Annotated in this window: 17 protein-coding genes; 4 read left to right on the top strand and 13 right to left on the bottom strand. The window is 45.6% G+C overall.

What is annotated here, in order from left to right; all coding sequences use genetic code 11:
* Nucleotides 1–179 precede the first annotated feature (179 nt).
* The 5 genes from BLS64_RS11325 to BLS64_RS11305 all read right to left on the bottom strand — a co-directional run bounded on the left by BLS64_RS11325 (nucleotide 180) and on the right by BLS64_RS11305 (nucleotide 8656).
* The gene (locus BLS64_RS11325) at nucleotides 180–971 is read right to left on the bottom strand and encodes a DUF1206 domain-containing protein (RefSeq protein ID WP_093113563.1); all 792 of its coding nucleotides are present in this window, start codon (nucleotides 969–971) and stop codon (nucleotides 180–182) included.
* 133 nt (nucleotides 972–1104) lie between these two features.
* Entirely contained in the window at nucleotides 1105–2907 is a 1803-nt protein-coding gene (locus tag BLS64_RS11320) for a mechanosensitive ion channel family protein (RefSeq protein ID WP_093113564.1), read from the bottom strand.
* Between the two features lie 95 nt (nucleotides 2908–3002).
* Nucleotides 3003–6110 carry an efflux RND transporter permease subunit gene (locus BLS64_RS11315; RefSeq protein WP_093113565.1) on the bottom strand — a complete coding sequence of 1036 codons (3108 nt, stop codon included), beginning with the start codon at nucleotides 6108–6110 and terminating at the stop codon, nucleotides 3003–3005.
* Nucleotides 6111–6112: 2 nt separating this feature from the next.
* On the bottom strand, nucleotides 6113–7312 hold the full coding sequence (locus tag BLS64_RS11310) for an efflux RND transporter periplasmic adaptor subunit (protein WP_093113566.1): 1200 nt from the start codon (nucleotides 7310–7312) through the stop codon (nucleotides 6113–6115).
* Nucleotides 7313–7330: 18 nt separating this feature from the next.
* Nucleotides 7331–8656, bottom strand: a complete 1326-nt coding sequence (locus BLS64_RS11305; protein ID WP_093113567.1) for a TolC family protein — start codon at nucleotides 8654–8656, stop codon at nucleotides 7331–7333.
* A gap of 292 nt (nucleotides 8657–8948) precedes the next feature.
* Here BLS64_RS11305 and BLS64_RS11300 point away from each other — a divergent pair, with 292 nt between their 5' ends.
* Complete coding sequence (locus tag BLS64_RS11300) at nucleotides 8949–9794, top strand: patatin-like phospholipase family protein (RefSeq protein ID WP_093113568.1); 846 nt, start codon at nucleotides 8949–8951, stop codon at nucleotides 9792–9794.
* Nucleotides 9795–9930: 136 nt separating this feature from the next.
* Here BLS64_RS11300 and BLS64_RS11295 read toward each other — a convergent pair whose 3' ends face one another.
* The 7 genes from BLS64_RS11295 to BLS64_RS11265 all read right to left on the bottom strand — a co-directional run bounded on the left by BLS64_RS11295 (nucleotide 9931) and on the right by BLS64_RS11265 (nucleotide 17156).
* Entirely contained in the window at nucleotides 9931–10170 is a 240-nt protein-coding gene (locus BLS64_RS11295) for a GIY-YIG nuclease family protein (RefSeq protein WP_317039640.1), read from the bottom strand.
* Between the two features lie 116 nt (nucleotides 10171–10286).
* Complete coding sequence (locus tag BLS64_RS11290; RefSeq protein WP_093113569.1) at nucleotides 10287–10505, bottom strand: hypothetical protein; 219 nt, start codon at nucleotides 10503–10505, stop codon at nucleotides 10287–10289.
* A gap of 408 nt (nucleotides 10506–10913) precedes the next feature.
* On the bottom strand, nucleotides 10914–12320 hold the full coding sequence (locus BLS64_RS11285; RefSeq protein WP_093113570.1) for a hypothetical protein: 1407 nt from the start codon (nucleotides 12318–12320) through the stop codon (nucleotides 10914–10916).
* A 139-nt stretch (nucleotides 12321–12459) separates the two neighbouring features.
* The gene (locus BLS64_RS11280) at nucleotides 12460–14448 is read right to left on the bottom strand and encodes a S9 family peptidase (protein ID WP_093113571.1); all 1989 of its coding nucleotides are present in this window, start codon (nucleotides 14446–14448) and stop codon (nucleotides 12460–12462) included.
* A 219-nt stretch (nucleotides 14449–14667) separates the two neighbouring features.
* Nucleotides 14668–15156, bottom strand: coding sequence for an arsenic resistance N-acetyltransferase ArsN2 (arsN2, locus tag BLS64_RS11275; protein ID WP_093113572.1), 489 nt, complete (start codon nucleotides 15154–15156; stop codon nucleotides 14668–14670).
* 41 nt (nucleotides 15157–15197) lie between these two features.
* A complete protein-coding gene (locus BLS64_RS11270) occupies nucleotides 15198–16277 on the bottom strand; it encodes a permease (protein ID WP_093113573.1) in 1080 nt (359 codons plus the stop codon).
* A gap of 234 nt (nucleotides 16278–16511) precedes the next feature.
* Complete coding sequence (locus tag BLS64_RS11265; RefSeq protein ID WP_093113574.1) at nucleotides 16512–17156, bottom strand: fasciclin domain-containing protein; 645 nt, start codon at nucleotides 17154–17156, stop codon at nucleotides 16512–16514.
* Nucleotides 17157–17443: 287 nt separating this feature from the next.
* Here BLS64_RS11265 and katG point away from each other — a divergent pair, with 287 nt between their 5' ends.
* A complete protein-coding gene (katG, locus tag BLS64_RS11260) occupies nucleotides 17444–19708 on the top strand; it encodes a catalase/peroxidase HPI (protein ID WP_093113575.1) in 2265 nt (754 codons plus the stop codon).
* Between the two features lie 81 nt (nucleotides 19709–19789).
* Here the strand turns inward: katG and BLS64_RS11255 are convergent, their stop codons facing one another.
* The gene (locus tag BLS64_RS11255; protein WP_143019307.1) at nucleotides 19790–20470 is read right to left on the bottom strand and encodes a DUF4097 family beta strand repeat-containing protein; all 681 of its coding nucleotides are present in this window, start codon (nucleotides 20468–20470) and stop codon (nucleotides 19790–19792) included.
* A 458-nt stretch (nucleotides 20471–20928) separates the two neighbouring features.
* Here BLS64_RS11255 and BLS64_RS11250 point away from each other — a divergent pair, with 458 nt between their 5' ends.
* Together BLS64_RS11250 and BLS64_RS11245 are read left to right on the top strand one after the other, a co-directional pair.
* Complete coding sequence (locus BLS64_RS11250) at nucleotides 20929–21348, top strand: HYC_CC_PP family protein (protein WP_143019306.1); 420 nt, start codon at nucleotides 20929–20931, stop codon at nucleotides 21346–21348.
* Between the two features lie 113 nt (nucleotides 21349–21461).
* Nucleotides 21462–24539, top strand: a complete 3078-nt coding sequence (locus tag BLS64_RS11245) for a SusC/RagA family TonB-linked outer membrane protein (RefSeq protein ID WP_176763472.1) — start codon at nucleotides 21462–21464, stop codon at nucleotides 24537–24539.
* Nucleotides 24540–24552 lie beyond the last annotated feature (13 nt).

Raw genomic sequence — 24552 nt, 5'->3', positions numbered from 1 at the left:
AGGTAACGACCAAAAAAGAAAGAAGAGAGATCCCCCAATCTCTCTTCTTCCGTTTTAAAAAATTTAAACTACCTTTTAAAAATCAGACACGTGTTTTATTTTAATTGGTATATCTAAATGTACTCATAATAAGCATTTTAGAGTATGGGGGATAACCCCCAAAAAAGTGATTTTTAAGGTCATGCGGGAAACCTTCTGTACTTGGCCATTAAGAACATGTAGATGGCGTAGGCTACCAGTCCTGCCGCTACAAGTCCCATTAACCACGCCCCGTATGAGGACTCCTGGATGAAGGAGAATGCTTCTGTAGTGGTCTTAATTTTTGAAGGGTCTGCTGAAAAAGCTGCCTTCAGGGCAAAATACCCGATAATAAGAAAGATCACTCCGCGGGAACTGAGGCCGAATTTCGCGGTGTTCTTGATGCTTTTTCTTTTTTTCTCTTCGGAAAGGGAGGAGAGATCGAATTTCTTGGCGTAATCGTTTCTGTAGGCTTTGACAAACTGAAATATTCCGGCTATCGCGATTCCCGCACCGGCTATTCCAATAAAAATGAGACCGGTCTCACTGGCCAAAAATGAGGATTTCTGTGCCGCTCCCGAAGAGCCGCTGCTGCCACTTCCGGAACCTATAACCCGCATTACAGCCAGTACTGCAAGCCCAAGGTATATGATCCCGCTTATGAAAAATGCCGTTTTCTTTGCTTTTCCTTTGGTGTCATCGCCAATGTTCTCAGGATCCTTTACAGACTGGATGAATCGCCACGTGGCATAGGAGGCAAGGCCTATAGCCATGAGGATCAAAAGAATGTTTCCGAAGGTTTGTTTATCCAGGAATTCCAGCACCTGTATTCTTCCCGCTTTTTGGCCTCCCATATTAAAGGCAGCCATAAAGGTGAGTATCCCTGTAATGGCATATACCGTTCCTTTAGCCACAAATCCTGTTCTCGCTACTTTTTTGATCTTATCGTCCATAAAATTTTTGGTTGGTTAGCTTATTAAATTTAACAGAAGAACAGGAGATAACCAACCATTTATCAATACTTTAAGGAAAAGGAGGGCTTGAAACAGGCACAAAATTGACCTTTTTACCAAACTGAGGATGTTGTTATAACCCCGGAATCCTACCGCTGCTTTCATTCTTTTGTTGCGCGGATCCTTCAGGCGGATAAGTGGATTTGCCTTTGAGTTCCTCCACCTTTTCGGGGTCGAATTTTGGAATTTGCAATTCGCCCTTTTTCCTCCATTCTTTGACCTTTTCTTCGGCATGCTGAGTTTTTTCTGAAGAAAGTCCGCTGTCCCGACCAAAATAAATGGTTTGAGAAGGAAAGGCGAATCCGGTACCACTTTCCCCTACAATATCCATCATTTGCAGGAGCAGGTCTTCCCTCACTTCCAGGAATTCATCGTAAGTGGCCACGGTGATGAAAGCGAATATTTCCAACTGCAGTGAATCTGCACCAAGGCCAACGAACCTCACCCGGGCAGGATCTGGCGAGACAAGAGGGTGGGCATAAAGAGCCGACCGCAATTCTACCAATAAATATCTTATTTGTTCAGGGCTGGTCTCATAGCGCAGGCCGAGAATAGAGTAGAATCTGAATTTATCGCGGTGGGCGTAATTTTCAATGTTTTCTGAAGAGAACTGCCCGTTGGGAATGGTGACCAAGGTCCTGTCCAGAGTACGGATGCGCGTGGAACGCATCCCGATCTTTTCTACCGTCCCCATAGTGTTGCCCACTTTACAAAAATCTCCTACCCGCACAGGTTGGTCGGTGATGACCGTGACGCTGCCCACAAAGTTTTCTATGGTCTTTTGTGCTCCCAGGGCCAGTGCAATACCACCGATCCCAAGAGCGGCCAGTCCTGTGGTGACATCTACACCTACTGCTCCTAAAATAGCAATGATCCCTACGATCACTATCGCCACCTTTGCCGCTCTCTGCAGAAAGAGCACAACAGAAAGTCCTGAAATATTTCCACGCAGGTTCATGCGGTGCTGACTGAATCTTGAAATGAACTCGGACAGGCGCCAAAGCAGAATAAGAAAGGCAAGCCAGCCGATGACCAGGGTAATTCCGCTGAACTTTTGTCGTACAATGATCGAAATTCCGACTTCCTGAGAGAGATATACCAAAAGCCACACCGCAAGGTAAAGCCTTATAGGCAGGCCAAAGGCTTTTATAATTCCCGCGGCAGGTTCCTCGCCTGCCTTGGAATAAATCTTAGGCACCAGATAGAACAAGATCTTTAAAAAGCTCCACGCCAGCAGGTAAGAAAGGGCTGCCAGCAATACCATCATCAACCACTGACCTACAGAAACACCTCCCCACTCATAGTTTTCCAGCACCGGCGGCATGATCCTGTCTATAAGCATATTGGTGTCGCTAAGGTCACGAATGGCATGGAGCTTTTCTATGGTAGCCGAAGAAATAAGCCATACAGGAGCCCCGTTCTCATCTTTGGTCTCTTCCACATATAGATCAATGGTCTCCCCTTCAGCCGAAATACTTCCCACCCTATCAAGGCTGGGGGGCAGGTCATCATCTATACGTCCTCCCATGTCGGCACTTATCCACGAGTAGGGGAAGATCTGTCCCCTGCGATCAAGAAACTTTTCCAGTACCCGCGACAGTTCCTGTCCGTCAGCTTCTACGGAAGCCTGCTCCATATTCAGAAAATTTCCTGCCTTTTCGTAGTCTTTTTCAGCCACAGCATTGATAAATCCTGAAATAGTTCCTCGCGGTGTCCGCCTTCCGAAGCGGTCCTCACCCCAATCCGGGACCTGTTCGTCTTTTTGCCTTTCAGGAACCAATTGAGCCTGGGTGCCTAGAGGAAAAGAGATCAGGAGAGTGAAGAAAAGAAGTAAGGCAAAAAAGGAATTGTGGACGGCGGTTAGGGGTTTCTGCATGGGTGTTAAAAATTTGGTTCCAAATGTGGAATAAAGGTAAAGAATAGCATGTTCAGAGAAAAGGGAATGGATTTATCTTCATTTTTGACAAACTTTCAGGTTTTTACCGTTTTCCGGTTCAGGATCAACCCTCTTAGATCGGCCTGGATCAAATAGAGACAGGGTACGATAATTAAAATAATGGAAGTGGCGAAGATGATCCCAAAACCAAGTGAAATAGCCATAGGGATCAGGTAATAAGCCTGGCTGGAGGTCTCGAGGATTATAGGGGTGAGTCCCCCGAACGTGGTAAGGGTCGTGAGCATGATGGGCCGAAAACGCCTTAATCCTGCTTCGTGTATGGCATCGTAAACAGAGAGAGTTTTTCTTTTCTTATTCGCGTAATCTATCATGATGAGCGAGTCGTTAACCACCACGCCCGAAAGGGCTATGACTCCCATGAGGCTCACCAGGGAAAGGTCGTAGCCCAAAAGAATGTGGCCTATCACTGCCCCAACGATGCCAAAAGGGATCGCGATCATCACTATCAATGGCTGGCTATAACTGCTAAAGGCGATGGCCAGCAGGGCATACATGATGAGAAGCACCATGGAGAAACTGCTCCAGAGGGAGTCGGTTGATTCTCTCATGTCGGCCTGGCTGCCTTCAAAGGTCCAGGTGATGCCGGGGAAATCGGCTCTAAGCTGGGGCAGGACCTGGTTCTGAACAGAAGCCAGTACTCTGCTAACTGCATTGGCCGGCTCTACATCCATTCCTACATTGACGACTCTTCTGCCGTCGCGGCGGTTGATGTTAGTGAAAGCTTCGCGTTGTTCTACCCGTACCACGTCAAGCAGGGGTACCTCAACTCCTTCGCGATTCCTAATCAGGAACTCTTCGAGGTTTTGAAGTTCCCGCCGTTCTTCAAGCGGAAGTTTTACCCTTACTTCGATCTCATTCGTGCCACGCAACTGCCGCATGGCCAAAGCTCCGTAAAATGCATCCCTCACCTGTCGCCCGACTTCGGAAGAAGTGAGGTCCAAGTTGCGACCTTCGGGCAGTAGTTTGAAATCATACTGCAATTTTCCCTTGTTATAATTGTCACTGACATCGCGGGTGTTTTCAAAGGCTTCCATGCGCTCCAGGAAAGCCTTGCTTGCCCGCTCCAGTACTTCGATATCAGTGTGGCTAAGATCTACACTTATATCCTGCTGGTAACCGCCGGGGCCCCTTTCGGCTTCAAAAGTGATCTGATCTACCCCTTCAAGATCGCCAATATTGTCCCGCCACAGGTCTATGACTTCCCTGGCGGTCATATCCCGCTCATCAGGCGGACGCATCACGATCTCCACATCGATAAAATTCTGCCCGCGTACATTCGTCTTTATACCTTCAGCAACCTCATATAGATCGTGTTCTTCGAACATGCGTTGCGTGGAAAGGGTGATCTCCTCGGCCACTTTTGCCGCCTGTAACTGGGTGGTGCCCACTGGAAGCCGTACTCCGGCCTCGATCTCATCGGCTGCTACCTCGGGCATCATGATCATTCCCATGTGATCACTGTAAGCATAGCCGCCTACCATCAGGAGCAGGGCCACGGCAGCACTAAGTGTAATGTACCTGCACTTAAGACACAGGTCCAGGAACGGCCGGTAATAGGTGTCAATGATGTAATCGAATTTTTTTGAAAAAGCTTCCTGCCACCTCTCCATTTTTTTTAACCATCCTGCTGAACTTTTTTTAGAAGTGTGGGCAAGGTGTGCCGGAAGGATAAAGAGCGCTTCCAACAGAGAAACTGAAAGTATGACGATCACCACCGCCGGCAGGGGCCACCAGAACTTTCCGGTCTCGCCGGGCATAAACAGCAAGGGCACAAAAGCGATAATGGTGGTGATGATGCTGAAAATTACGGGTTTTGATACGTCTTTAGTTCCTTTTATGGCAGCGTCTACAAAGTTATAGCCCTGCTGCCGGTATTCGTGTATGTTCTCACCCACCACAATGGCGTCATCTACCACAATTCCCAGTACTACCAGGAACCCGAACATGGAGATCATATTGATGCTTACCCCTATAAAAGGCAGAAAGATGATCCCTCCAATAAAGGAAATGGTCATTCCCATCATGACCCAGAAAGCCAGTTTGTACTCCAGGAAAAGAGCCAGGATAAAAAAGACGATCACAATGGCAAGAAGTCCGTTCTCTGTGAGCAGTGACAAACGGTCCCGGTAATCTTCTGCACGGTTGCTGTCTATCCTGTAATTCACGCCTGGCGGAAGCGGGAAATCTTCCATGATCTCCTTGACCGTTTCCTCGATCTCCATCGGCGATTGGTCGCCAACCCTGTAAATGGAAATCCCAATGGAAGGCATTTTATTGAATTGGCCGTGAAATCCGGCTTCCTCAAATCCGTCAGAAATGACAGCAATATCACTCAGGGTGACTTTTGCGCCTGAAGGGGAAGAGACGATGGTGATGTTGCCGAATTCCTCTGCCCATTGTTTGCGTTCCTGCATGCGTAGCAGGATCTCTCCGGTTCTGGTTTCCACGGCACCGGCAGGAACGTCTTCGCTGGATTGTTCTATGATTTCGGCCACCTGGCCAAGAGTAAGATTGTATTTTCTCAGGTTATGGCGCGGAATTTCCACATGGGTCACGTAATCGGGAACATTTCCAAACTCAATTTGTGTCACTTTTGGATTGCTTAGAAGTCGGTTCCTTAACCGCTCGCCCAGTTCCCGCATTACCCAAATATCTATGTTCCCATAAAGGCTCACCTCCATCACATCACGTTGGCGGGACCGCAGGCTTACCCGCGGCTGTTCAATGTCATCTGGGAAGGTTCTAATACGGTTCACTGCCTGGTCAATGTCCTGAAAGACCTTCATGCGTTCGGTGCCGGCAACCAGTTCAATGGCTATTTGTCCTGAACCCTCATTGGCCGTGGAAACAACTTCTTTTATTCCCTGTATGCCGCGTACGGCCTCTTCTACCGGAAGCAGGATCCCCTGTTCCACTTCGGCCGGGGCCGCACCGGGATAGACCACGCTTACATCTACATAATCAAGCTGGAACTGCGGAAAAACCTCTTTTTGGATCCTGAACATGGTCCAGATGCCGCCACCTATCAGGATGATCATAAGCAGGTTGGCGGCAATGGAATTGCGCGCCATGTAACCAATGGCTCCTTCTTTTCTTGGTTTTTTGCGGCTCTGCTCTTCCATGACTAGTTATTGACAGGTTGCTGCTTGTTTTCTTCGGAAGCCGTTGTATCACGCTGAGTCCTTAACGGAATTCCTTCAGTGACGGTACTTAGGTTGGTTGTGACCACCTTTGCGCCATCTTCCAGTCCGGAAGAGATATATGCATACTCCGAATCTTTCAGCTGTACTTCCACTTTTTTGATGGAAAGTTTTCCATTTTCCATGGTCCATACTTCATCGTTGTTATGAAGATAATCCCGCTTCAGGCGTACCACATCAGTGATCTGTTCTCCCAGCAATCGAGCTTCCACGAAGGAACCTATAATGAGTTCAGGTTTATCCTGCTGCCGGGCAAGTGGTTGTGGCACCTTAACCAGGACCCTTGCAAGGCGGGTCTGTTCATCAAGCGCACCCACTTGTTTCGACAAATAACCGCTTCGGAAAACCCCTTTTGGCCAGGCCGAAGTATTCCTGATCTTAACTTCAGATCCTTGCTCTTCTTCCGTAGCCGGAAACTTAAGCCACTGCAGTTGAGCCAGCGGCACGGTGAGGCTAACCCAATAAAATTCACTTCCAACAAGGCGCCCCAGGTTGTCTCCCGGTGCCACCTGAGATCCTTCCGTGACGTTCTGGGTTAAAATGTGCGCATCAAAAGGGGCTCGTATAGTGGTGCGGGCAAGGTTTAATTTAGCCTGTTCCACAGCAGCTTCTGCAGCCGCGATATTGGCTTTTACCGCATTGAGCTGAGGTTTTCTCAAGACCAAAGATCTCTCTTGTGGAGAAAGTGAGTCTCCGCCTATAAGGGCCAGGTCCTTTTCGGCCACTTCCTGCCTTCCCATTTCCATATCAAGATCTGTACGCGCTTGCAGCAGATCACTTTTTTTCAGCTCCAGTTCATTTTGGTAATCTGAAGGATCGATCTGGAGAAGCACAGTGCCTTCTTCAACAAAACCTCCCGGCGTGAAGGCCGGTGCCCGTCTTATTACCTGTCCGCTCACCAGCGGACTCAGCGTCACATCCTCTACTGGAGAAACTGTACCGGTAGCTATAAAAACAGGTTCAAAGTTCCCTTTTTCCGCAGGAATGACCTCTACCAGCATGGCCATCTTTTTGGTCGCACCTTCGCTCTTGGCCGTAGGTTCGGTCATGAAGACCAAAGTGGTCACCACTGCCGCAAAAAGCAGGATGCTTATGGAGATGATAAGGGTTTTTTTGGTGCTCATGGTGTGTCTTCTATTTTATTAAGGGATTTCGGGCATTTCCAAACCTCCGGCTAAAGAGCGGTATAAGGCGATCCTGATCTCCAGCAGTTCCTGTTTCGCATCGAGCAGGTCTCTTTGCAGCTGTTGTTCTTCATCCAGCCCCAGCAACACGTCCAGGTAATCGCTCATGCCGTTCAAAAATTCTATCCGAAGCTGTCCATTGGTCTTTTGCGCCAGTTCCAGCCTTCTTTCTGTAACTTCGATACTTTGTTTCTGTGCGATCTCCCTTATAAGGGCATTTTCCACTTCCCTGAAAGAGGTGAGTACCGTCTGGCCATACTCATAAAGCCTTTGTTCCTTCACAGCTTCTGTACGTTCTGCTTCAGCCCGTAACCTGCCGCCATAAAATACCGGCGCGACCAGGTTTCCTGCCAGAGTGTAGGCCCAATTACGAAAAAGGTCATTATAGCTCTGGGAAACAAATTCCCCGGATACATCCAAAGAAAGACGCGGATATTTTGCCCTTATGGCCTGCGCGAGCTCCCGGTCGGCAGCCAAAACAAGGTTGTAAGCCTGTCTCACATCGGGCCGGCGGCGAATGAGTTCCAGCGGAAGGCCGGTATCTGGCAATAATGGTAGTTTGGGAAGGGATTTTTCCGGCAGGTCAAGTTCATTTTGCGGAGGTTTTCCCAGTAATACAGAAAGATCATTTTCAAGTATTTGTAACTGTCTTTCATAAAAGATCTTTTGGTCCCGGGTGCTTTCCAGAAGTTGTTCCTGTCTCAGAATATCCACCGCCCGCACCTGTCCGCTGGCGAAGCGGTTCCTTATGAGCTTCATGATATTTTGGTTGATCTCGATCTGTTCTTCGGCCAGTTCAAGCTGTTTCGCGGTAGTAACAAGCCGGTACCAGGTAATGGCCGTTTCTGCAGAAAGGGTCATGGCCGCCGCCTGGTGGTCCAGAAATGTGGCCTGAGCCCGAAATTTTTCTGCCTGCACGCCGGCACGGATGCGCCCCCAAAGATCAATTTCATATGAAGCGCCAACACCAATTTGAAGGTCCTCCCCCGAAGAAAAATCCTGTTCCGGTCTGTCTATTGAGGCGCCGGCATAAACTTCGGCTTGCGGCCAGAGAAAAGAGGATTCCCTGTCTACCACAGCAAGGGCCGCCTGAAACTGTTGCCAGTTGGCCTGTAGCCTTAAATTAGAATCCAGGGCGGTTTCTACCAGCTCATTAAGAACAGGATCATCAAAGGCTGTCCACCATCTGTCGGGCAGAACTGCAGTTCCCGAAGCTGAGAAAGCTGCAGGCTCCTCGATGGGCGCTTGTACTTCTCCCAGTTTTTTAGAGCAGCCTCCAAGCATTAATGGGATAATGAAATACAGAACTGCTCGGTCTTGAAAACGGAGTTTTCCGCCGAAAAATTTCAGGAGCTGAAGAATCTGTGGTGCGGTCTTAATACAGTATCAGATATTTAAAAATGGCATACTTTCTCCAGAGATCATGCATGCCATTAATGATTTGATTGTCAATTCCTCTAAAGTTAAGGATTTTTTTGTAGTAGGCAATTCGGCTGTAAGGATCTTCAAAAAAGGGCAGAACTCTGTTCAAAATTCCCTTCCGCAGAAGTCGGGAAAAATAGTATATTGCAGGTAATTGCAATTAAAAAGATCTAAGGCCATTACCCTACAGAACCTACGAAATATCAATCCTTTCAGGAAGAAATACCCTTACCAGGTAGGCATCACCCTTAGCGGGGGCAGTGCCCGCGGCTATGCCCATGTGGGAGTGCTACAGGCCTTGCATGAACATGGGATACAACCGGGGATCATTTCGGGTACCAGTATGGGTGCCATTGTAGGGGTGCTGTATGCGGCAGGACATTCTCCCGAAGAGATCAAAGGGATCCTCATTGAGGAGACCTTTTCAAAGATGACCGGTTTTTCCTGGAGAAGAACGGGGCTTTACAAGCTGGAAAAGATGAAGATCGCCCTGAAAAAATATATCGCTGAAGACGATTTTAGCGTGCTCAAAAAACCATTTTTCCTGGGGCTTTCCAATCTTAACGAAGCCTGTGGCGAAGTGCGCAGCAGCGGACCCTTATTTGATTATCTCATCGCCAGCTGTTCGGTACCCGGGTTCTTCGCGCCCATAGTACTTGACGAGGTCAATTTTGTGGACGGGGGGCTAATGTGTAATCTTCCGGCTTCTTCCATACGGGAAGAATGCAGGTTTCTAATAGGTTCCCATGTGAATTTCCCCGGAAAGAAATCCAAATTCACCGGACCAAAAGGTATCATGGAACGTTCGGTTAACCTGGGGATCACCCAAAATGTTAAACCTGAAATGCAGCGCTGTGATTTCTTTATTGACCCTCCGCAGATGCAGAATTATTCCCTGTTCGATTTCAGAAAGATCGAAGAGATCATTGAAGTAGGGTATGACCATACAATTGAAATGATCCGGGCGGGGAAGATCCCGGTAAGGAAACTGGCGGGGTGATACGAAAAGTCAGGCTGAGCTGTTTTCATGACTGGAAAGGAGAAAAAAACATGGTCGAAGCCTTTTTTAAAGAGCGCCTAGCTATTTCTATTCCTGAAGTTCTTGGAAAATTCCACTAGATCCTCCCATTTTCCTTCTATAAGTGCCTTTTCTTTTTGTGACTCCAGCCTTTGATCTGCTTTTCAACTGCAATGGCTGGATTTAGATCTGTGAATTGCTCGGTCCATTTTAGAATAACCGGCCTCCGTTTCAATGTATAGGCATTATCATGAGTTCCAACATTATGTTCCACAATGCGCTTGTCCAGATTGGAAGTGAATCCTGTGTAATAGGATTTATCTGAGCATTCCACGATATAAACGTAAAACAGTTTCATTCTTTAATTTACATAAAAAGGATAAGAAGGAAGATTTGAATTTCTAAGCATTTCGACCGTCGCTCCTTTCAGTCGCTGGCTCAATGTGACAGTACGTTTACTAGGTAATTTGTACTTTAAACTTCCACCTCAGCAGTATGGCAAACGCGGTTGCATTCATGGCAGCCATTCACCGTTGCATGATTGGTCTTTGCAAGTTCAAGGGCTGATTTGCAATTGAAGTGATAGCCAAGATCTTTCTGATAAATATAGGAGGGAAGCCTGGCGCAACTGCTCTCGTGCACTTCGTGATCTCCCTGCTCATTTTTGATGGTAGATAGAACGTAACGTTTCATAGGGGGCTGAATTTACTGTCTATAAATTTAACGGTTTTTTTCTTCGGAAGGTATTTTTTTGTTCACAAAGATTATACAACTTCCGAAGTAGTAGAGATTTATGACTAATAATCCTTAAAAATTCATGAGCAACGGTAAGACAGAGGTGATATCTCTCCGGTGTTTCCGAAGAGAAGAAGGAGGGAGAACGGCGGCCTTGAAGATCTTATTTCTACAAGCCTTGTACAAGGTATTTTAAAAATATCGCCAGGACAAAAAACAGGAAAACCAGGAACCTTGACTGCAGACTTTTATCGGTATGTGGCATGACGCTAAATTTTCGGCAAAATTAAAAGCTTAGAAAGCACTGTCTTATGACTGGGGTCATTTCTATCCCAATTCTCCCTCCTTTTTCAATTCGTTATAGAGTTACAGATCAAAGGTTTTTACATGTATCAAATCGGTTTCCTTTGAAAAATAAACTGCCCGTCCTGATCTCCTGGTGAAGGCAAGTGTCACATTTTTTACTTTTCGATCGTTTTGAAACTTTTCAATGTGTTTTTCCTTATCGATTTCAGGACGCAGAGTTAATACATCCTTTCCGGCCAGTACGTTAAGATCTTTGTCTATTACCAATTTTACTGACTGCGAATTTTCCGCAGGAAAAATTTCGGGCATGTAGGAATCTGGGTTAGGCCCAAAAGTATTCATCTGCATATGTTGTTGCATCATTTGATTTTGCCACATCATTTGTTGATGCAGGAACTGGTGGTGCCACCACCAGTTATAGTGGTAAAAATAATTTCTGGCCGAAACGAAATCCATTGTGACCACCATAGAATTCTCTGGACCTTCATTTACAGTACCTGTTAATCTATTTGCTTTTCGGGAAGATTTTTTGATAAGCTTTTCCAGGATCTCGCTGTCAAAGTAATGGGAAAATTCCTGCTGTAAAAACAAGTCCTTGATCATTTCGCCGGTTTCCAGGTCATAGCTTCTTAAATTAATGTCTTCTTTATTGTTGATAAAAAGGAAAGCTTTTGACTTAAAGATGAAAGAATTGATATCTCTAACCTTGTTTACCCCTTTTAGTTCAAATTCAGAAAAGGCCTTATGGCTGTTATCCTCAGGGTTTATGCTTAATGTGGTGTATTTCTCTTCAGAGATATGATCAAATATTAAGCGGTCATTATAAAAATATACATTTGAAGGGTTAATGGACCCGTTCTTTACATATTCATTGGTGTTGATGCTTTCGGGAGTATTTTCAAATATTCTATTAAAAAGACTTTTGTTCTCCCCCTTAAATGAAAAATTTTCAATGATTTTTCTTTGGGAGTCAAAGATAGTATTGATCTCCAGGTTATCTTTTTCCTTGAAAATGAGAAATGACCTGTTTTTTTCCCGAATTACGAGATGGGCATCCTCGTAATCTTCAATTTGGCTTTTGGAAATAGTGTTGGAATTAATGTTGAGATCTATGATTTCAAGCTGCTTATCGGTTCTGCGTCCCTGTTTAAGAAGCAAAGTCAAATTAGACGTGGAGGGGTTGAAGTGAAAAGAAACCACAGAAGGTTCATCTTCCATCTGAATGTGCTCCAAAGAAATAAGCTCGTCCTGTGCATTGATGAAAAAAGGGATTATTCCGTAGTTACCGGCATCCTTGTCTTTAAAAATCACCAGGTGTACGGAGTTCTCCTGATCAATATCTCCGGAGAAAGTTCCTGTAAATTTTTGATGGGACTCCAGTTTGAAAATGGTTCCTTCAGCGAGAATTGTGGAAGGCTGAAGTATAAAAATAAAAAGAAGAAAAAAGTAGGTGAATATTCTGTTCATAATTGAGGATTTGGAAATACAAACGTTAAATATTGTTAAAAATAAGAAAATTAATTCATTTGGACAGTTCCTAAAATTCTGTAAAACAAAAAACCCGTGGCCATTTGATGCCACGGGTTCAAAAAATCTTTTAGTCTTTTTATCTGCTTTGCAGGTCTAAAGCAGGCTGGGGCATTTCTGCATTTTCATTCTTTAAATAGGTATTGAACCAGCGCATCATGCGAAGGCTAAAATCATACCTAGCGGTGGATTTTCTGTTGCCGTGTCCTTCGCCGGGATATAATACCAGCCTCACAGGAGTATCTGTTCTGGTTTTGATGTGGCGGTACAATTCATAGGACTGCCCGGGATCTACACGGGTATCTTCTTTACCATGCATGATCAAAAGCGGAGTTTTTGCCTGGTCGGCATAATAAATAGGGCTTCTCTCCAGGAAGAACTGGTAATCATCCCATATCCTTTTACGGCTGTGTACCAGGAACATTTCTTCGGGAATGTCGCTGGTACCCCACTTGGAAATGTTATTACTGATCCCAACAGACATCACCCCGGCAGCAAATCTGTCGGTGTGACGGGTAGACATCCAGGCAGTGGCATAACCTCCATAGGAGCCCCCGGTAACCCCCACCTTGTCTTTGTCTATCCCGTAATCGGCGATGAGATGATCTATTCCGTGGATAATATCATCAAACTCTTTACCTCCCGGGTCACCCTGGCTGGATTTCGCGAATTCTACTCCGCGGCCTGTACTTCCCCTATAATTTGGGTAGAAAACGGCATATCCTTCCCCGGCTCCCATTTGACCGGGCATGCTGTAACTGGTAAGCCAGCCATTGCTGTAATGCGCTTCGGGCCCACCGTGTACCACAGTGATAAGAGGGGTTTTTCCGCTTTTGGTAACAGGATGTATTAAAATTCCCTGAATCTCCAGTCCATCTTCAGCCTTGTAGGTGATCACCTCCTGTTTTCCTAAAGTTTCTTCTTCAAGCCATGGATTAGAAGTGGTAAGTCTTTCTGCCGATTTAGCACCCGATTTCAGGAAGAAAAGCTCCCCGGGATGTTGTGCGGTATTGCCGGTAAAGGCGATGCTGTTATCATTGGCCACAGAAAAACCGGTAATATGCATATTTTGGTTTTTAAACAGTTCCTTGGTTTTTCCGTCCATTCCCATGCTTCCAAGGCTGCTGTAGACTCCTTCACTGGCCAGGTATAAAAGGGTTTTTTCATCCTTCCAGGTGAGGCCTTCAAATTTCCCTTTGAAATCTCCCTGCAGGATCTTAGGGCTTCCTCCGGTGGCTTCGGCTATAAAGATACGACCATCTATAGGATCATTTTCGTCTTCCCCCGCAATGAAGGCAATTTTGTTACCATCGGGACTCCACTTGAATTGCCCCATTTTTGCCTTGTGATCCACTTCCGCAGCAACATTTAAAGAGTTGGCGTCTACCAAAAACAGTTTTTGTCCTGTGTAGAAATCATCGACGAGGGAAGAAGGCGCGGCACTAACAGCGATCATTTCTCCCTTAGGACTCCACTGCACGGCAGTGACATGACCATCAACTTCCAGGTTTTTAAGCGTGGGATCATTCATTTCTGCTACAAAAGCATTCGCATTCTTAAGATCGGTTTCATAGATCTCCGGTTGATAAGGAAGTTGAGATGTTGTATCTTCTTTGACGGGATAGGCCACAAAGGCAATTTTATCTCCCGAAGAATGCCAGTCAAAAGAAGTAATGGCCGACCCAAATTCAAAGATCTTGGTCGGAGCTCCGCCGGAAACCGGGATTTCATAAATGGCTGTAGCCGAATCCTGCTCCTGTTTGGCTGCAAAGGTGAGGGTGTTTTTCCCCGGCCTGAACTTTATGTTGGATACACTATAATCTGTAACCAACGCGTTGCTGCTTTTAGCATCCCGGTCGTAAATATACAGGTGCATGCTGGCGGGAGCATTTTCTTCAGTAGGAGCTGCCGGAACTAGTTTTTGATAGGCGATATGTTTGCCATTAGGTGAGATCACAGCTTCTGTAACGATCTCTAGTTTTGCCACATCCTGGGGTGTGAGCACGTTTTGCTGTGCAAACAAAGTATGGGCAAGGAAAAATAAAAGAAGGGGAATGCATCTTTTCATCACTTTTTGGTTTTTAGGTTGATTTCGCACAATAAGATAGGGTAAAAAAGAGATTTGGGCAAGAGTAAGTGCGCAGGATCTTTTTAATGAAAAGATCAGGAGCTGTTGGGTCCCTGATCTATTTCTAAAGAATTATAAAAGATGCTGCTTCTCAATTTCTCACCTTATGAATAGCCTGTGTAAGCCTGAAGAATATACCGAAGGAATGTGATCCCAGTTTTAGGAGGTACGCCGTACTTCTAAATCATCTTTAGATCCTTTTATCACACTACTCTCAACCTGGCGGTGCATTGCTACTGCCGAAGCCGGACAGATGCTTCTGAATTCACGGGACTGCCTGATGTCATAAGGTATCGATTTTCTGTCCACCTGCAGAAATCCCTTTTTTAAAAAGTACTTTTCCGCCGTGGTAGTGAGCAAATAAATATCAGAGATTCCCTGGGATTCGCAGACGGCAAATAATCCTTTGATCATTTTATCAGCCACCTCCAGGTTTCGGTAATTTTCCTTTACAGCCAGGGAGCGCAGAAGGCCGCTGCTGCCATTTTTTTCCAGCCCTATGGTAGCTATTAGTTCCTCTTCGTCATAGGCCAGAAAAAGCTGTATGTTATCTTCAGTAAGATCAGAAGCGGGAAGTTTATTGGAAGTTAAAAATTCAGTTACGACTGTAAGATCTTTAGGTTTGAAGGTTTGGATGTTTAATTCCATGAGTTTAAGTATTAGATGTTGATGTGAATATTTAATATGCCTTAAGCTATAAGATTGTAAAGGATGCCGAAGAAAACGGCACCTGTTAAAGTAAAGCCGAGGTAAAGGAGAAAGATCTTTCTTTTCACGATGCCGTAAACGGCTACCATTGCGGGTAGGGTGGTAGTGGGGCCTGCGATAAGAAAAGCGAGGGCTGCCCCGGCGTTCATTCCCAAACCCAAAAGTCCGCTGACAAGTGGCAGGGCTGTTAGATTACTGGTGTAGGCAGGAATACCTGTTAGGGCAGCTGTTACCACGGCACCGGGGCCATCTCCACCCAGAAAACTGCTTATAAGTTCCTGCGGCACATAAAAGGTGATTAAGGCGTTCACCAGGAAAGCCAGGAACATGAATTTTACCACCATCCAGGTGGCTTTTCGGGTCTCAGTTAACAACCGGGCAGCATTGGAAGGTTTGCCGGGAACCGGAAGGTTGCAGCTGCTTTTTGATGGGGATTGCTGAGTTTCACAACTGCTTTCCTTTACCGGAGCACAGCAATTAAGTTTTGGCTCTCCGGAAGTTGAACCTGAGGCCGCGAACTGGAGCTGAGGTGCACGGAAAGAATTTAAAATTTCGCGGGTTTTGCTTCTAATTTCGGAAAATCCAAAATTAAGAGCTCCCCCTGCTTCCAGGGCATCCGATCGTAGGATCTCTTTTCCCAGTAAACCTTTTTTAAGGGCGAAATGGGTGAAATATCCCGAGAACAAACTAATACCAAAAGTGGCTGCCAGCCGCCATACTGAGAGATCCCAGCCAATAGTAGCGGTGCTCAGGAAAAAGATCTCAGGGTCCATCGAAGGGGAAGCGATCCAGAAGGCCATTACCGGGGCCAAGGGCACTCCACCGATGAGCAGAGAGGCAATAACAGGTATCACGCCGCATGAACAGAAAGGGCTGAAAGCTCCCACCACCGTAGCCAGTAGTATAGCGACCAGCGGTTTTTTACTGAAGGCTTGATTGATGTATTTTGCTGCACCCGATATCTGCACCCCTACTGCAATGGGAATAGTGATTAAAAGGTAAGGCCAGATGTGTATGAAGGAATTCAGGATGAACTCGCTAATTTTGATGATTTCTTCCATGGCTTAAAGTTTTTGGATTTACATTCTTTATCACCATGACGCGGAAGAGAAGAAAAAGACGCAGAAAAAGAAAAAATATTTAAGTCTTATTCCTTATTGAAAAATGTGGGGAGATGGAGGGATTATATTTGAGCGGGGGAAGCGGCTTTTCAAGCTATGATCTTGTGCTTTGAAACTTGGATCAAACAGAAACAGCTGCCTTTTAAGGCAGCTGTTCTCTTCGAGAGGTACCATCTATTCGATGGGAAGGAGTACCCCGTCAATTATATGAATGATCCCGTTGGAGGCAGAGATGTTGGCGGTAGTGATATTTGCGTTGTTTCCAATGGCCATGATCACCGAATTAGGATCTACTTTGAAAATTTTACCAAGCAAAGTTTCAATGGTTTTATAGTTTCTGGGAGGAACCACACTGTTGGCAGCCCTGCGCCCATCTGTGACGTGGTAGAGCAAAACTTCCAGCACTAGTTCTGCAGGTAGATCGGTTATTCCATCAATTCCCAGGGCGCTGTAGAGATCTTGAAAAGCTGCATTTGTTGGTGCAAAGACGGTATACTGATCAGTTCCGATGAGGAAAAGGTCCACGAGTCCCGCGTCCAGTTCTGAATCCACATACATCAGCGCTGCAACCAGTTCATCAAATCCCGCTTCAATGGCAATGGCAGCGATCGGGTCTTCTCCAGGTGCGGGGGCTCCTTTCTTATGGGCTCCATTGTAATCTACCTTTCCCTGGATCACCGCCGAGGCGGCTAACTCGTTCTCTAGAGGGGTATCCATCTCTTCTTTCTCGCAGGAAACGAGAAAAATTGATAAAACTGTCAGAATTAAGAGGTGAAGGAGCATTTTGCCATTCACACTCACTGTGGTGAAATTTTTCATAACTAAATCATTTTTGGTTTATAATGATCTAAATATAAATAAGTTAAGTGTTATTGTTTAAATAATTAACTTTTTATTTAAACAAAAAGTTATTCCAGAGGACGTCATATATTTTTTGAATCTTTTTCTCGTGCTATATAATTACAGAGAAACATATTGTTTTGATGTAAATTTCTTCTGTTATAAATATTCTTCTTCCGGTATATCGATTTTTCCAATGACCAGCACGAACATAACTAGTTGATTTTTGTATTTTTAGAAGGTTAACCCACTAAAACTTTATAAAAATGGCCGAAAACGAACATCGCAACTCGCCGGGTACGCACAAAGCCTGGGAAGTAAATGAATCTGCAAGATGTCCCTTTATGGGAGGGGCCCTTGATAAGACTGCCGGCAGCGGTACCTCTAACCGGGACTGGTGGCCAAATATGCTGAACCTTTCTATTTTGCGTCAGCACTCCAATTTATCCGATCCTATGGGAGAGGATTTTGATTATGCCGAAGAGTTCAAAAGCCTAGACCTCGAGGCGGTCAAGAAAGACCTTCGTGAACTTATGACCGACTCCCAGGACTGGTGGCCGGCAGATTATGGACACTATGGCGGACTCTTCATACGCATGGCTTGGCACAGTGCCGGGACCTATCGAATTTCGGATGGGCGCGGAGGAGGAGGCACCGGGGCGCAGCGATTTGCTCCGTTGAACAGCTGGCCCGATAATGCGAATCTCGATAAGGCCCGCCTGCTATTGTGGCCTATCAAACAAAAATATGGAAGAAAGATCTCCTGGGCAGACCTGATGATCCTTACCGGTAACGTGGCTCTGGAATCAATGGGCTTCAAGACCTTTGGTTTTGGCGGCGGCCGGGAAGACGTTTGGGAACCGCTTGAGGATATCTACTGGGGTTCTGAAGGGGAATGGGTAGGCAATAAGGAGCGGTACGCCCACGAGAACAAACTGGAGCAACCTCTCGCGGCCTCTCATATGGGACTTATCTATGTGAATCCTGAAGGGCCTAATGGAAATCCTGATCCTCTGGGGTCTGCAAAAGACATTAGGGAAACCTTCGGAAGAATGGCCATGAACGATTATGAAACCGTGGCCCTCATCGCAGGAGGTCATACCTTCGGAAAGACCCACGGAGCCGGAGACCCTGTAGAAAATGTAGGCGCAGAGCCGGCAGGAGCTGATATCGTTGAAATGGGACTTGGCTGGAAAAATAAGCTCGGAAAAGGAAATGCGGGTGATACCATCACCAGCGGGATAGAGGGAACCTGGACCAGCACTCCCACAGAATGGAGAAATAACAGCTTTTTTGACAACCTTTTCGGATATGAATGGGAATGTCATAAAGGTCCGGGTGGAGCCTGGCAGTGGAGGCCCAAGGACGGAGCAGGAGAGGGGACCATTCCCGATGCCCATGACCCTAACAAAAAACATGCGCCTTTCATGCTGACTTCAGACATCGCTCTGCGTGAAGATCCTGAATACCTGAAGATCTCAAAACATTTCCACGAAAACTCTGATGAATTTGCGGATGCTTTCGCAAAAGCCTGGTACAAACTCACTCACCGTGATATGGGGCCTATCGCAAGATATCTTGGTCCCGAAGTGCCTTCAGAAGAACTGATCTGGCAGGATCCCATTCCAAAAGTAGACCATGAGCTTATCGAAAAGGACGATATTTCCAAACTGGAGAAAATGATCTTTGATACAGATCTCAGTGTTTCTCAGTTGGTGACTACAGCCTGGGCTTCGGCATCTACCTTCCGAAACAGCGATAAACGGGGAGGGGCAAACGGGGCACGTATTCGCCTGGAGCCGCAAAGGAACTGGGAGGTGAACAATCCGCCGCAACTACAGGAGGTGATCACCAAACTGGAAGAGATCAGGAAGGAATTTAATGAGTCGCAAAGCGGGAACAAAAAAGTTTCTCTGGCCGATCTTATCGTCCTTGCAGGAACCTTAGCCGTGAAAAAAGCGGCAAAAGATGCCGGCTTTGAGGTGGAAGTACCTTTTTCACCGGGTCGAATGGATGCCGGTGAAGAGCATACAGATATCGAGGCTTTTGAACCGCTGGAACCTCGAGGAGATGGTTTTAGGAATTACGTGAAAAAAGAGGAGTACATCTCGGCTTCTGCTGAAGAGATGCTGGTAGATAAAGCGCAATTGTTGTCTCTTACTCCGCCTGAAATGACCGTACTCATAGGAGGGATGCGGGCTTTGAACACGAATTTTGATGGTTCTGCTCACGGCGTCTTTACTAACAGAGCCGGGCAACTCACGAATGATTTCTTTGTGAATCTGCTGGACATGAACACCACCTGGAAAGCAAAAACCGATGCTCAAAATGTTTTTGAAGGCAGAGATCGCAATACGGGAGAAGTTAAATGGACCGCTACCCGGGTAGACCTGATCTTTGGGTCTAATTCTGAACTTAGGGCTTTAGCCGAAGTTTACGCGCAAAAAGATTCCCGGGAAAAGTTCGTAAAAGACTTTGTAAAAGCCTGGGAGAAGGTGATGAACCTGGACCGTTTTGACCTGAGGAAATAAAAGGACGATCTTTTATTATCAGAAACAAAAGATCCGCTTCAACTTGAAGCGGATCTTTCTTTTTGATCGATATATGATTGTTTACTGAAGAAAAATGTCTCCGGTAACAGTTTTTAAATTCAGGCGATTTTTGCTGCCTTTTAAATGGAGGGCTATTTCCTCTCCCAAAAACTGGTCTTTCTTCTCCACTTTCAGGTCATCGGCAGCGCGGATCTTGCCCATAACAGTGGTAGCTTTAAAGCTGGAATCTTTTGCGGGAAGGCTTATCTTTCCGGTCACCGTCCTCAGGTCAAGATCTCCCTCAAATTTTATGATATTGATATTTCCGGTCACCAGGTTTATTTCAATGTCTCCTTTGAGGTATTCCGAAGTCACGTTGCCAATGATACTTGAAACTTCAAGCTGAATATCTTCTGGCACATAAATGACATAATTGAGGTCCACTTCATTGGTTCTGTTAATGACAAGCTCGCCACATTCTTTGTCTTTGAAGATCTTTTCAGAATTGGAAACGATCCTGATACCCCCTGACTCTTCCCTAACTTCAAGTTCGTACCTTTCAGCGTCTTGAGGGTCTTCGGTTTCTACGGAAGCGTCAACCTGGATCAATGACTTATTCCAGGTTTTGAATTCTATCGAATTGGCCAGGGCAAGGTCGACCTCTACCGGCTGTTCCTGGAATTTGATCTCTTTCTGAATTTTTTTCTGAGCCTGTACAGCCAAACCTGAAAATAAAATGATTGCTAGAATGAATTTTTTCATAATGTTATGTTTTTGATGATTGATGTTGATCCGAAGCAGTTTGACTTCGGGATTTTTTTTAAAGACGGCAGTTGAATGAAGATGTTGCAAAAGAAGTTTTAATCAGCTAATTAATAAGGTGGTTTCCTCTTAAAAAGGAGAAATAAGATTGTTTTTTTAGACTCCGGGAGAGCAAAGATTTTCTTCTCTTTTTAATAAGTTGTGGATAAATATTTTTAAGGTTTTTTTGGTGGAGGTACAGCCAATCTTTCGGTAGTTAAATATTAAAAGATTCTTAAAGAAGCAGCTTCGGAATTTCCTGCTGCTGAAAAATTCTTAATGATATTTATAAATATTGAGAATCAACAAATGCAATGAATTTCTCTAATTGTTGTGAATTTGCTAAGCTCCTGAAATTAAGAGGCAATCATAAGAAGAATTAGTTTGATTACATTATCAAATTATTATATTTGGCTCCTATGAAAAAGGTCCCCCTACATACTTTTTCCATACTCATGGCCTTTTTGGTCTTGTTTTCCACCATGTCTTTTACGGTGGAAAAGCATTTCTGCGGCAAGAGCCTGGTTGGTCATGGAGTCTTTTCTTCTGCCGACAAATGTAAGGCTGAAACCCATTCTTGCGGAGTGGAGGGAATGGATCACATGAAGATGAAAGATTCCTGCTGTTCCAACAAGACTGAATGTATTGAAGGACAGGATGAGCTAAGCCATTCTCAGATGAGCTTCAACCTGGTGCCGCAAACATTCATTGTCCCTCTTTCTTTTGTTTTAATAGATCTGCTTCCGGAGCTATCTCCCGGAGTGATGTCCTATCCACCTTATGAACCTCCGCAACTGGTATATGATCTACAGGTCTTGTGCCAGGTGTTCATCATTTGATCCATTTATAGAACCATTCTTTTTGATCTTTCGGAATACAGGCGCCCTTCGCAGGGTGCATGTATCTCTCAGGGATCCTATTTTTCAAATTTATCCAATTTAAAACCTACTTTATGAGAAGTAAATTATTACTTATGCTAACCCTGTACCTGGGGTTGGTAGGGCAGCTAACTGCCCAGGAAAAAACAATTACCGGAACGGTGACCGATGAGAACGGAATGCCGATCCCGGGAGTGAATGTGGTGGTGAAGAATACCACCAACGGAACCCAAACCGATTTTGACGGCGAATATTCCATCACAGCCAACCAGGGAGAAATCCTAACTTTTAGTTACATCGGGAAAAAGATCGTTAACAGGACCGTAGGCTCTTCTAACGTGATCGATGTGCAAATGGCGAAAAGCGCCGAAGCCCTTGATGAGGTGATGGTCGTGGCCTATGGTTCGGCCAATAAACGAAGCTTTACCGGTGCTGCCGAGACCGTAACCAATGAAGCTGTTACACGCGGGGCTACCGCGAGCTTTGAGACCGCCCTGCAGGGAAAGGTTTCAGGGGTTAATATTTCCACTTCGGGACAGCCGGGAGGGAAATCGAACGTGCAGATCCGTGGGGTTGGATCCATCAGTGGATCGACCCAACCACTTTATGTACTTGACGGAGTGGTGATAAACACCGACTCCAATCTAAGGGCCGGGGATTACATGACCGGTAGTACCGGGTACAATCCGTTGTCTACGATCAATTCCGAAGATATCAAAAGCATCACCGTACTCAAAGATGCCGCGGCTTCTTCCCTTTATGGGTCCAGAGCAGCGAACGGGGTGGTGATCATCACTACCAAAAAAGGGAAAAGCGGGGATACTGAAATTTCCCTGAACGTGGAGAACGGCTGGAGCGAGAATCTTACCGAAGAGAAGCTCATCAACAATGAGCAATTCAAAGACCTTTGGATCGAGGGACAGGTTAACCAGTACATCCAGAACAATGAAAACGCCGAATTCAAAAGGGTTTATGCAGATAACGCATTGTACAGCACCTATCAAACCCAGGCGGTTGCAGATTACGAAAGTATCTACGGTACCACCAATGCCAATGCAGATTGGATGGATGCCATCTACCAGACAGGTTCTTTAAAGAAGTACAACCTTTCTGCACGAGGAGGGAATGAGAACACTTCTTTTTATATCTCAGGTAATTACCTGGACCAGGCCGGGACTATAATCGAGACTGGGATGAAACGTTACTCCGGAAGACTGAATCTTGAAAACCAGGCTAAGGACTGGATCAAACTGGGAGTGAATCTTTCTGTGGCCAAGACCGAAAGGGACGCGGCCAATATTGACGGAGCTTATGCCGGCGGACTGAACCCGCTGTACATGGCGCGCGTGCTTCCGCCGGCCGCACCAATTTATGATCCTGAAGGATACGGCGGGTATGCAAACCTTCCGAACGACATTGAAAAGAACGCCAACCCTATCGGGGTTTTAAAAGTGGGAGAATACGAGAATACCGAATTCCGCGTGAGGGGAGATGCATTTGCAGAATTCCAGATCTTCGAGCCGCTAAGTTTCAAGACCACTTTTGGTGTAGACCAGCAGGCAATTGACGAGACTCTTTATGACAACAAAGAATTTGGAGCCGGAGGCGGAATCTGGAACGGGGTTCTTAACCGCGTGAAAAGTGAGGTGCTTCAGTATACCCTTTCCAATGTTCTTAACTATAATGACAACTTCGGAAAACACGGTTTCGACGTGTTGTTAGGTCATGAAGTTCAGGAATCGAATATGAATTCCATCAACGTTTATGGATATGACGTTCTGGACAGTGAACTGCTTTCTGCCAGTAGTATCGGATCTTTATGGTCACATACCGGGTATGCGGAAAATTACTCCCTGTTATCTTATTTTTCACAGGTAGCCTACAATTTTGATCAGAAGTATTATCTGTCTTCAAGCTTCAGAAAAGACGGTTCTTCCCGCTTCGGAAAAGATGCCCGTTGGGGAACTTTCTGGTCGCTTTCCGGGGCGTGGGTTGCTACGGAAGAGAACTTCATCGACATTGACGGAGTGGATTACCTGAAGTTCAGAGGTAGTTACGGAACCAACGGAAACCTTCCGCCGCAATACTATGCTGCTTTGGCATTTTTCGAAACAGATGGTAAAGGTTATGGAGGCGAATCAGGTTTGTCTTACGGGCAATTGCAGAATCCTGATCTTTCATGGGAGCAGAGCAAGAACTTCAACGTTGGGGTAGATCTTAATCTGTTCCAGGAAGTTGACCTTGCCGTGAACTACTTCAACAAAAAGACCGAAGATCTGTTGTTGAACGTTCCGGTTTCACCAACCACCGGTTTCCTTACCCAGTTACAGAACTACGGGGAAATGGTGAACACAGGATGGGAATTCGAAGTAGGATATACTCCTTATTCCAATAACGATTTCTCCTGGAATTCCAGTGTAAACCTTACTCTTCTGGATAATGAAGTAACCAAACTGAAGAATACGATCGTTTCAACTTACAGCGCGAGGTACGGGCAGGATCCTTTGATCATTAAAGAAGGAGAAAGCATTTATTCTTTCTACCTAAGAGATTACGCAGGGGTTGATCAAGAGACCGGAATGGCGCAGTACTATGTGCTTGAGAACGGGCAAAGAACCGGTGAAGTTACCACAGATGCGCAGGCTGCCGGATTCGGGATCTTTGGAGACGCTTTGCAGGATCTGCAGGGAGGATTCTTTAATGAATTCAATTACAAAGACTTTTCCCTGGATTTCCTTTTCACCTTCGGAATGGGTGGAAAAGTTTACGATCGTACCGCCTTCAAACGTGATGATGACGGTTATTCACCACAGTTCACCAACACTGTCGCGCAGTTGAATCCGTGGAACCCGAACAACACAGATGCTACTGTGCCTATCAGGATAAACGGAAACCCAACTTTTTCGAACGATGTTTCCACCAGGCATCTGTATGATTCAGATTACCTGAAATTGAAGAATGTAAAGCTGAGCTATAAACTTCCGGCTATGTGGAATACCATTAAGGGAGGATCGGTCTATGCACAGGGTGATAACCTGTTGTTGATGACAGAACTTGACGGCTATGATCCCGAAGCTGTGGCAAATGGAGTGAATTTCTTCCAGGTGCCTACGGCAAGGACGTTAATGCTGGGACTTCAATTACAATTTTAGACTAAAAAAGCAA

Origin of the sequence: Salinimicrobium catena (assembly GCF_900102915.1) — a bacterium.
Lineage (GTDB): Bacteria > Bacteroidota > Bacteroidia > Flavobacteriales > Flavobacteriaceae > Salinimicrobium > Salinimicrobium catena.
This window is presented reverse-complemented; position numbering and strand designations above follow the sequence as displayed.

Excerpts from the sequence above, each read along its gene's own strand:
- BLS64_RS11310 (WP_093113566.1), bottom strand. The coding sequence starts at position 7,312 with ATGAGCACCAAAAAAACCCTTATCATCTCCATAAGCATCCTGCTTTTT.
- BLS64_RS11280 (WP_093113571.1), bottom strand. The coding sequence starts at position 14,448 with ATGAAAAGATGCATTCCCCTTCTTTTATTTTTCCTTGCCCATACTTTG.
- BLS64_RS11265 (WP_093113574.1), bottom strand. The coding sequence starts at position 17,156 with ATGAAAAATTTCACCACAGTGAGTGTGAATGGCAAAATGCTCCTTCAC.
- BLS64_RS11315 (WP_093113565.1), bottom strand. The coding sequence starts at position 6,110 with ATGGAAGAGCAGAGCCGCAAAAAACCAAGAAAAGAAGGAGCCATTGGT.
- arsN2 (WP_093113572.1), bottom strand. The coding sequence starts at position 15,156 with ATGGAATTAAACATCCAAACCTTCAAACCTAAAGATCTTACAGTCGTA.
- BLS64_RS11255 (WP_143019307.1), bottom strand. The coding sequence starts at position 20,470 with ATGAAAAAATTCATTCTAGCAATCATTTTATTTTCAGGTTTGGCTGTA.
- BLS64_RS11285 (WP_093113570.1), bottom strand. The coding sequence starts at position 12,320 with ATGAACAGAATATTCACCTACTTTTTTCTTCTTTTTATTTTTATACTT.
- BLS64_RS11325 (WP_093113563.1), bottom strand. The coding sequence starts at position 971 with ATGGACGATAAGATCAAAAAAGTAGCGAGAACAGGATTTGTGGCTAAA.
- BLS64_RS11320 (WP_093113564.1), bottom strand. The coding sequence starts at position 2,907 with ATGCAGAAACCCCTAACCGCCGTCCACAATTCCTTTTTTGCCTTACTT.
- BLS64_RS11250 (WP_143019306.1), top strand. The coding sequence starts at position 20,929 with ATGAAAAAGGTCCCCCTACATACTTTTTCCATACTCATGGCCTTTTTG.
- BLS64_RS11305 (WP_093113567.1), bottom strand. The coding sequence starts at position 8,656 with ATGCTTGGAGGCTGCTCTAAAAAACTGGGAGAAGTACAAGCGCCCATC.
- BLS64_RS11290 (WP_093113569.1), bottom strand. The coding sequence starts at position 10,505 with ATGAAACGTTACGTTCTATCTACCATCAAAAATGAGCAGGGAGATCAC.
- BLS64_RS11245 (WP_176763472.1), top strand. The coding sequence starts at position 21,462 with ATGAGAAGTAAATTATTACTTATGCTAACCCTGTACCTGGGGTTGGTA.
- BLS64_RS11270 (WP_093113573.1), bottom strand. The coding sequence starts at position 16,277 with ATGGAAGAAATCATCAAAATTAGCGAGTTCATCCTGAATTCCTTCATA.
- BLS64_RS11295 (WP_317039640.1), bottom strand. The coding sequence starts at position 10,170 with ATGAAACTGTTTTACGTTTATATCGTGGAATGCTCAGATAAATCCTAT.
- katG (WP_093113575.1), top strand. The coding sequence starts at position 17,444 with ATGGCCGAAAACGAACATCGCAACTCGCCGGGTACGCACAAAGCCTGG.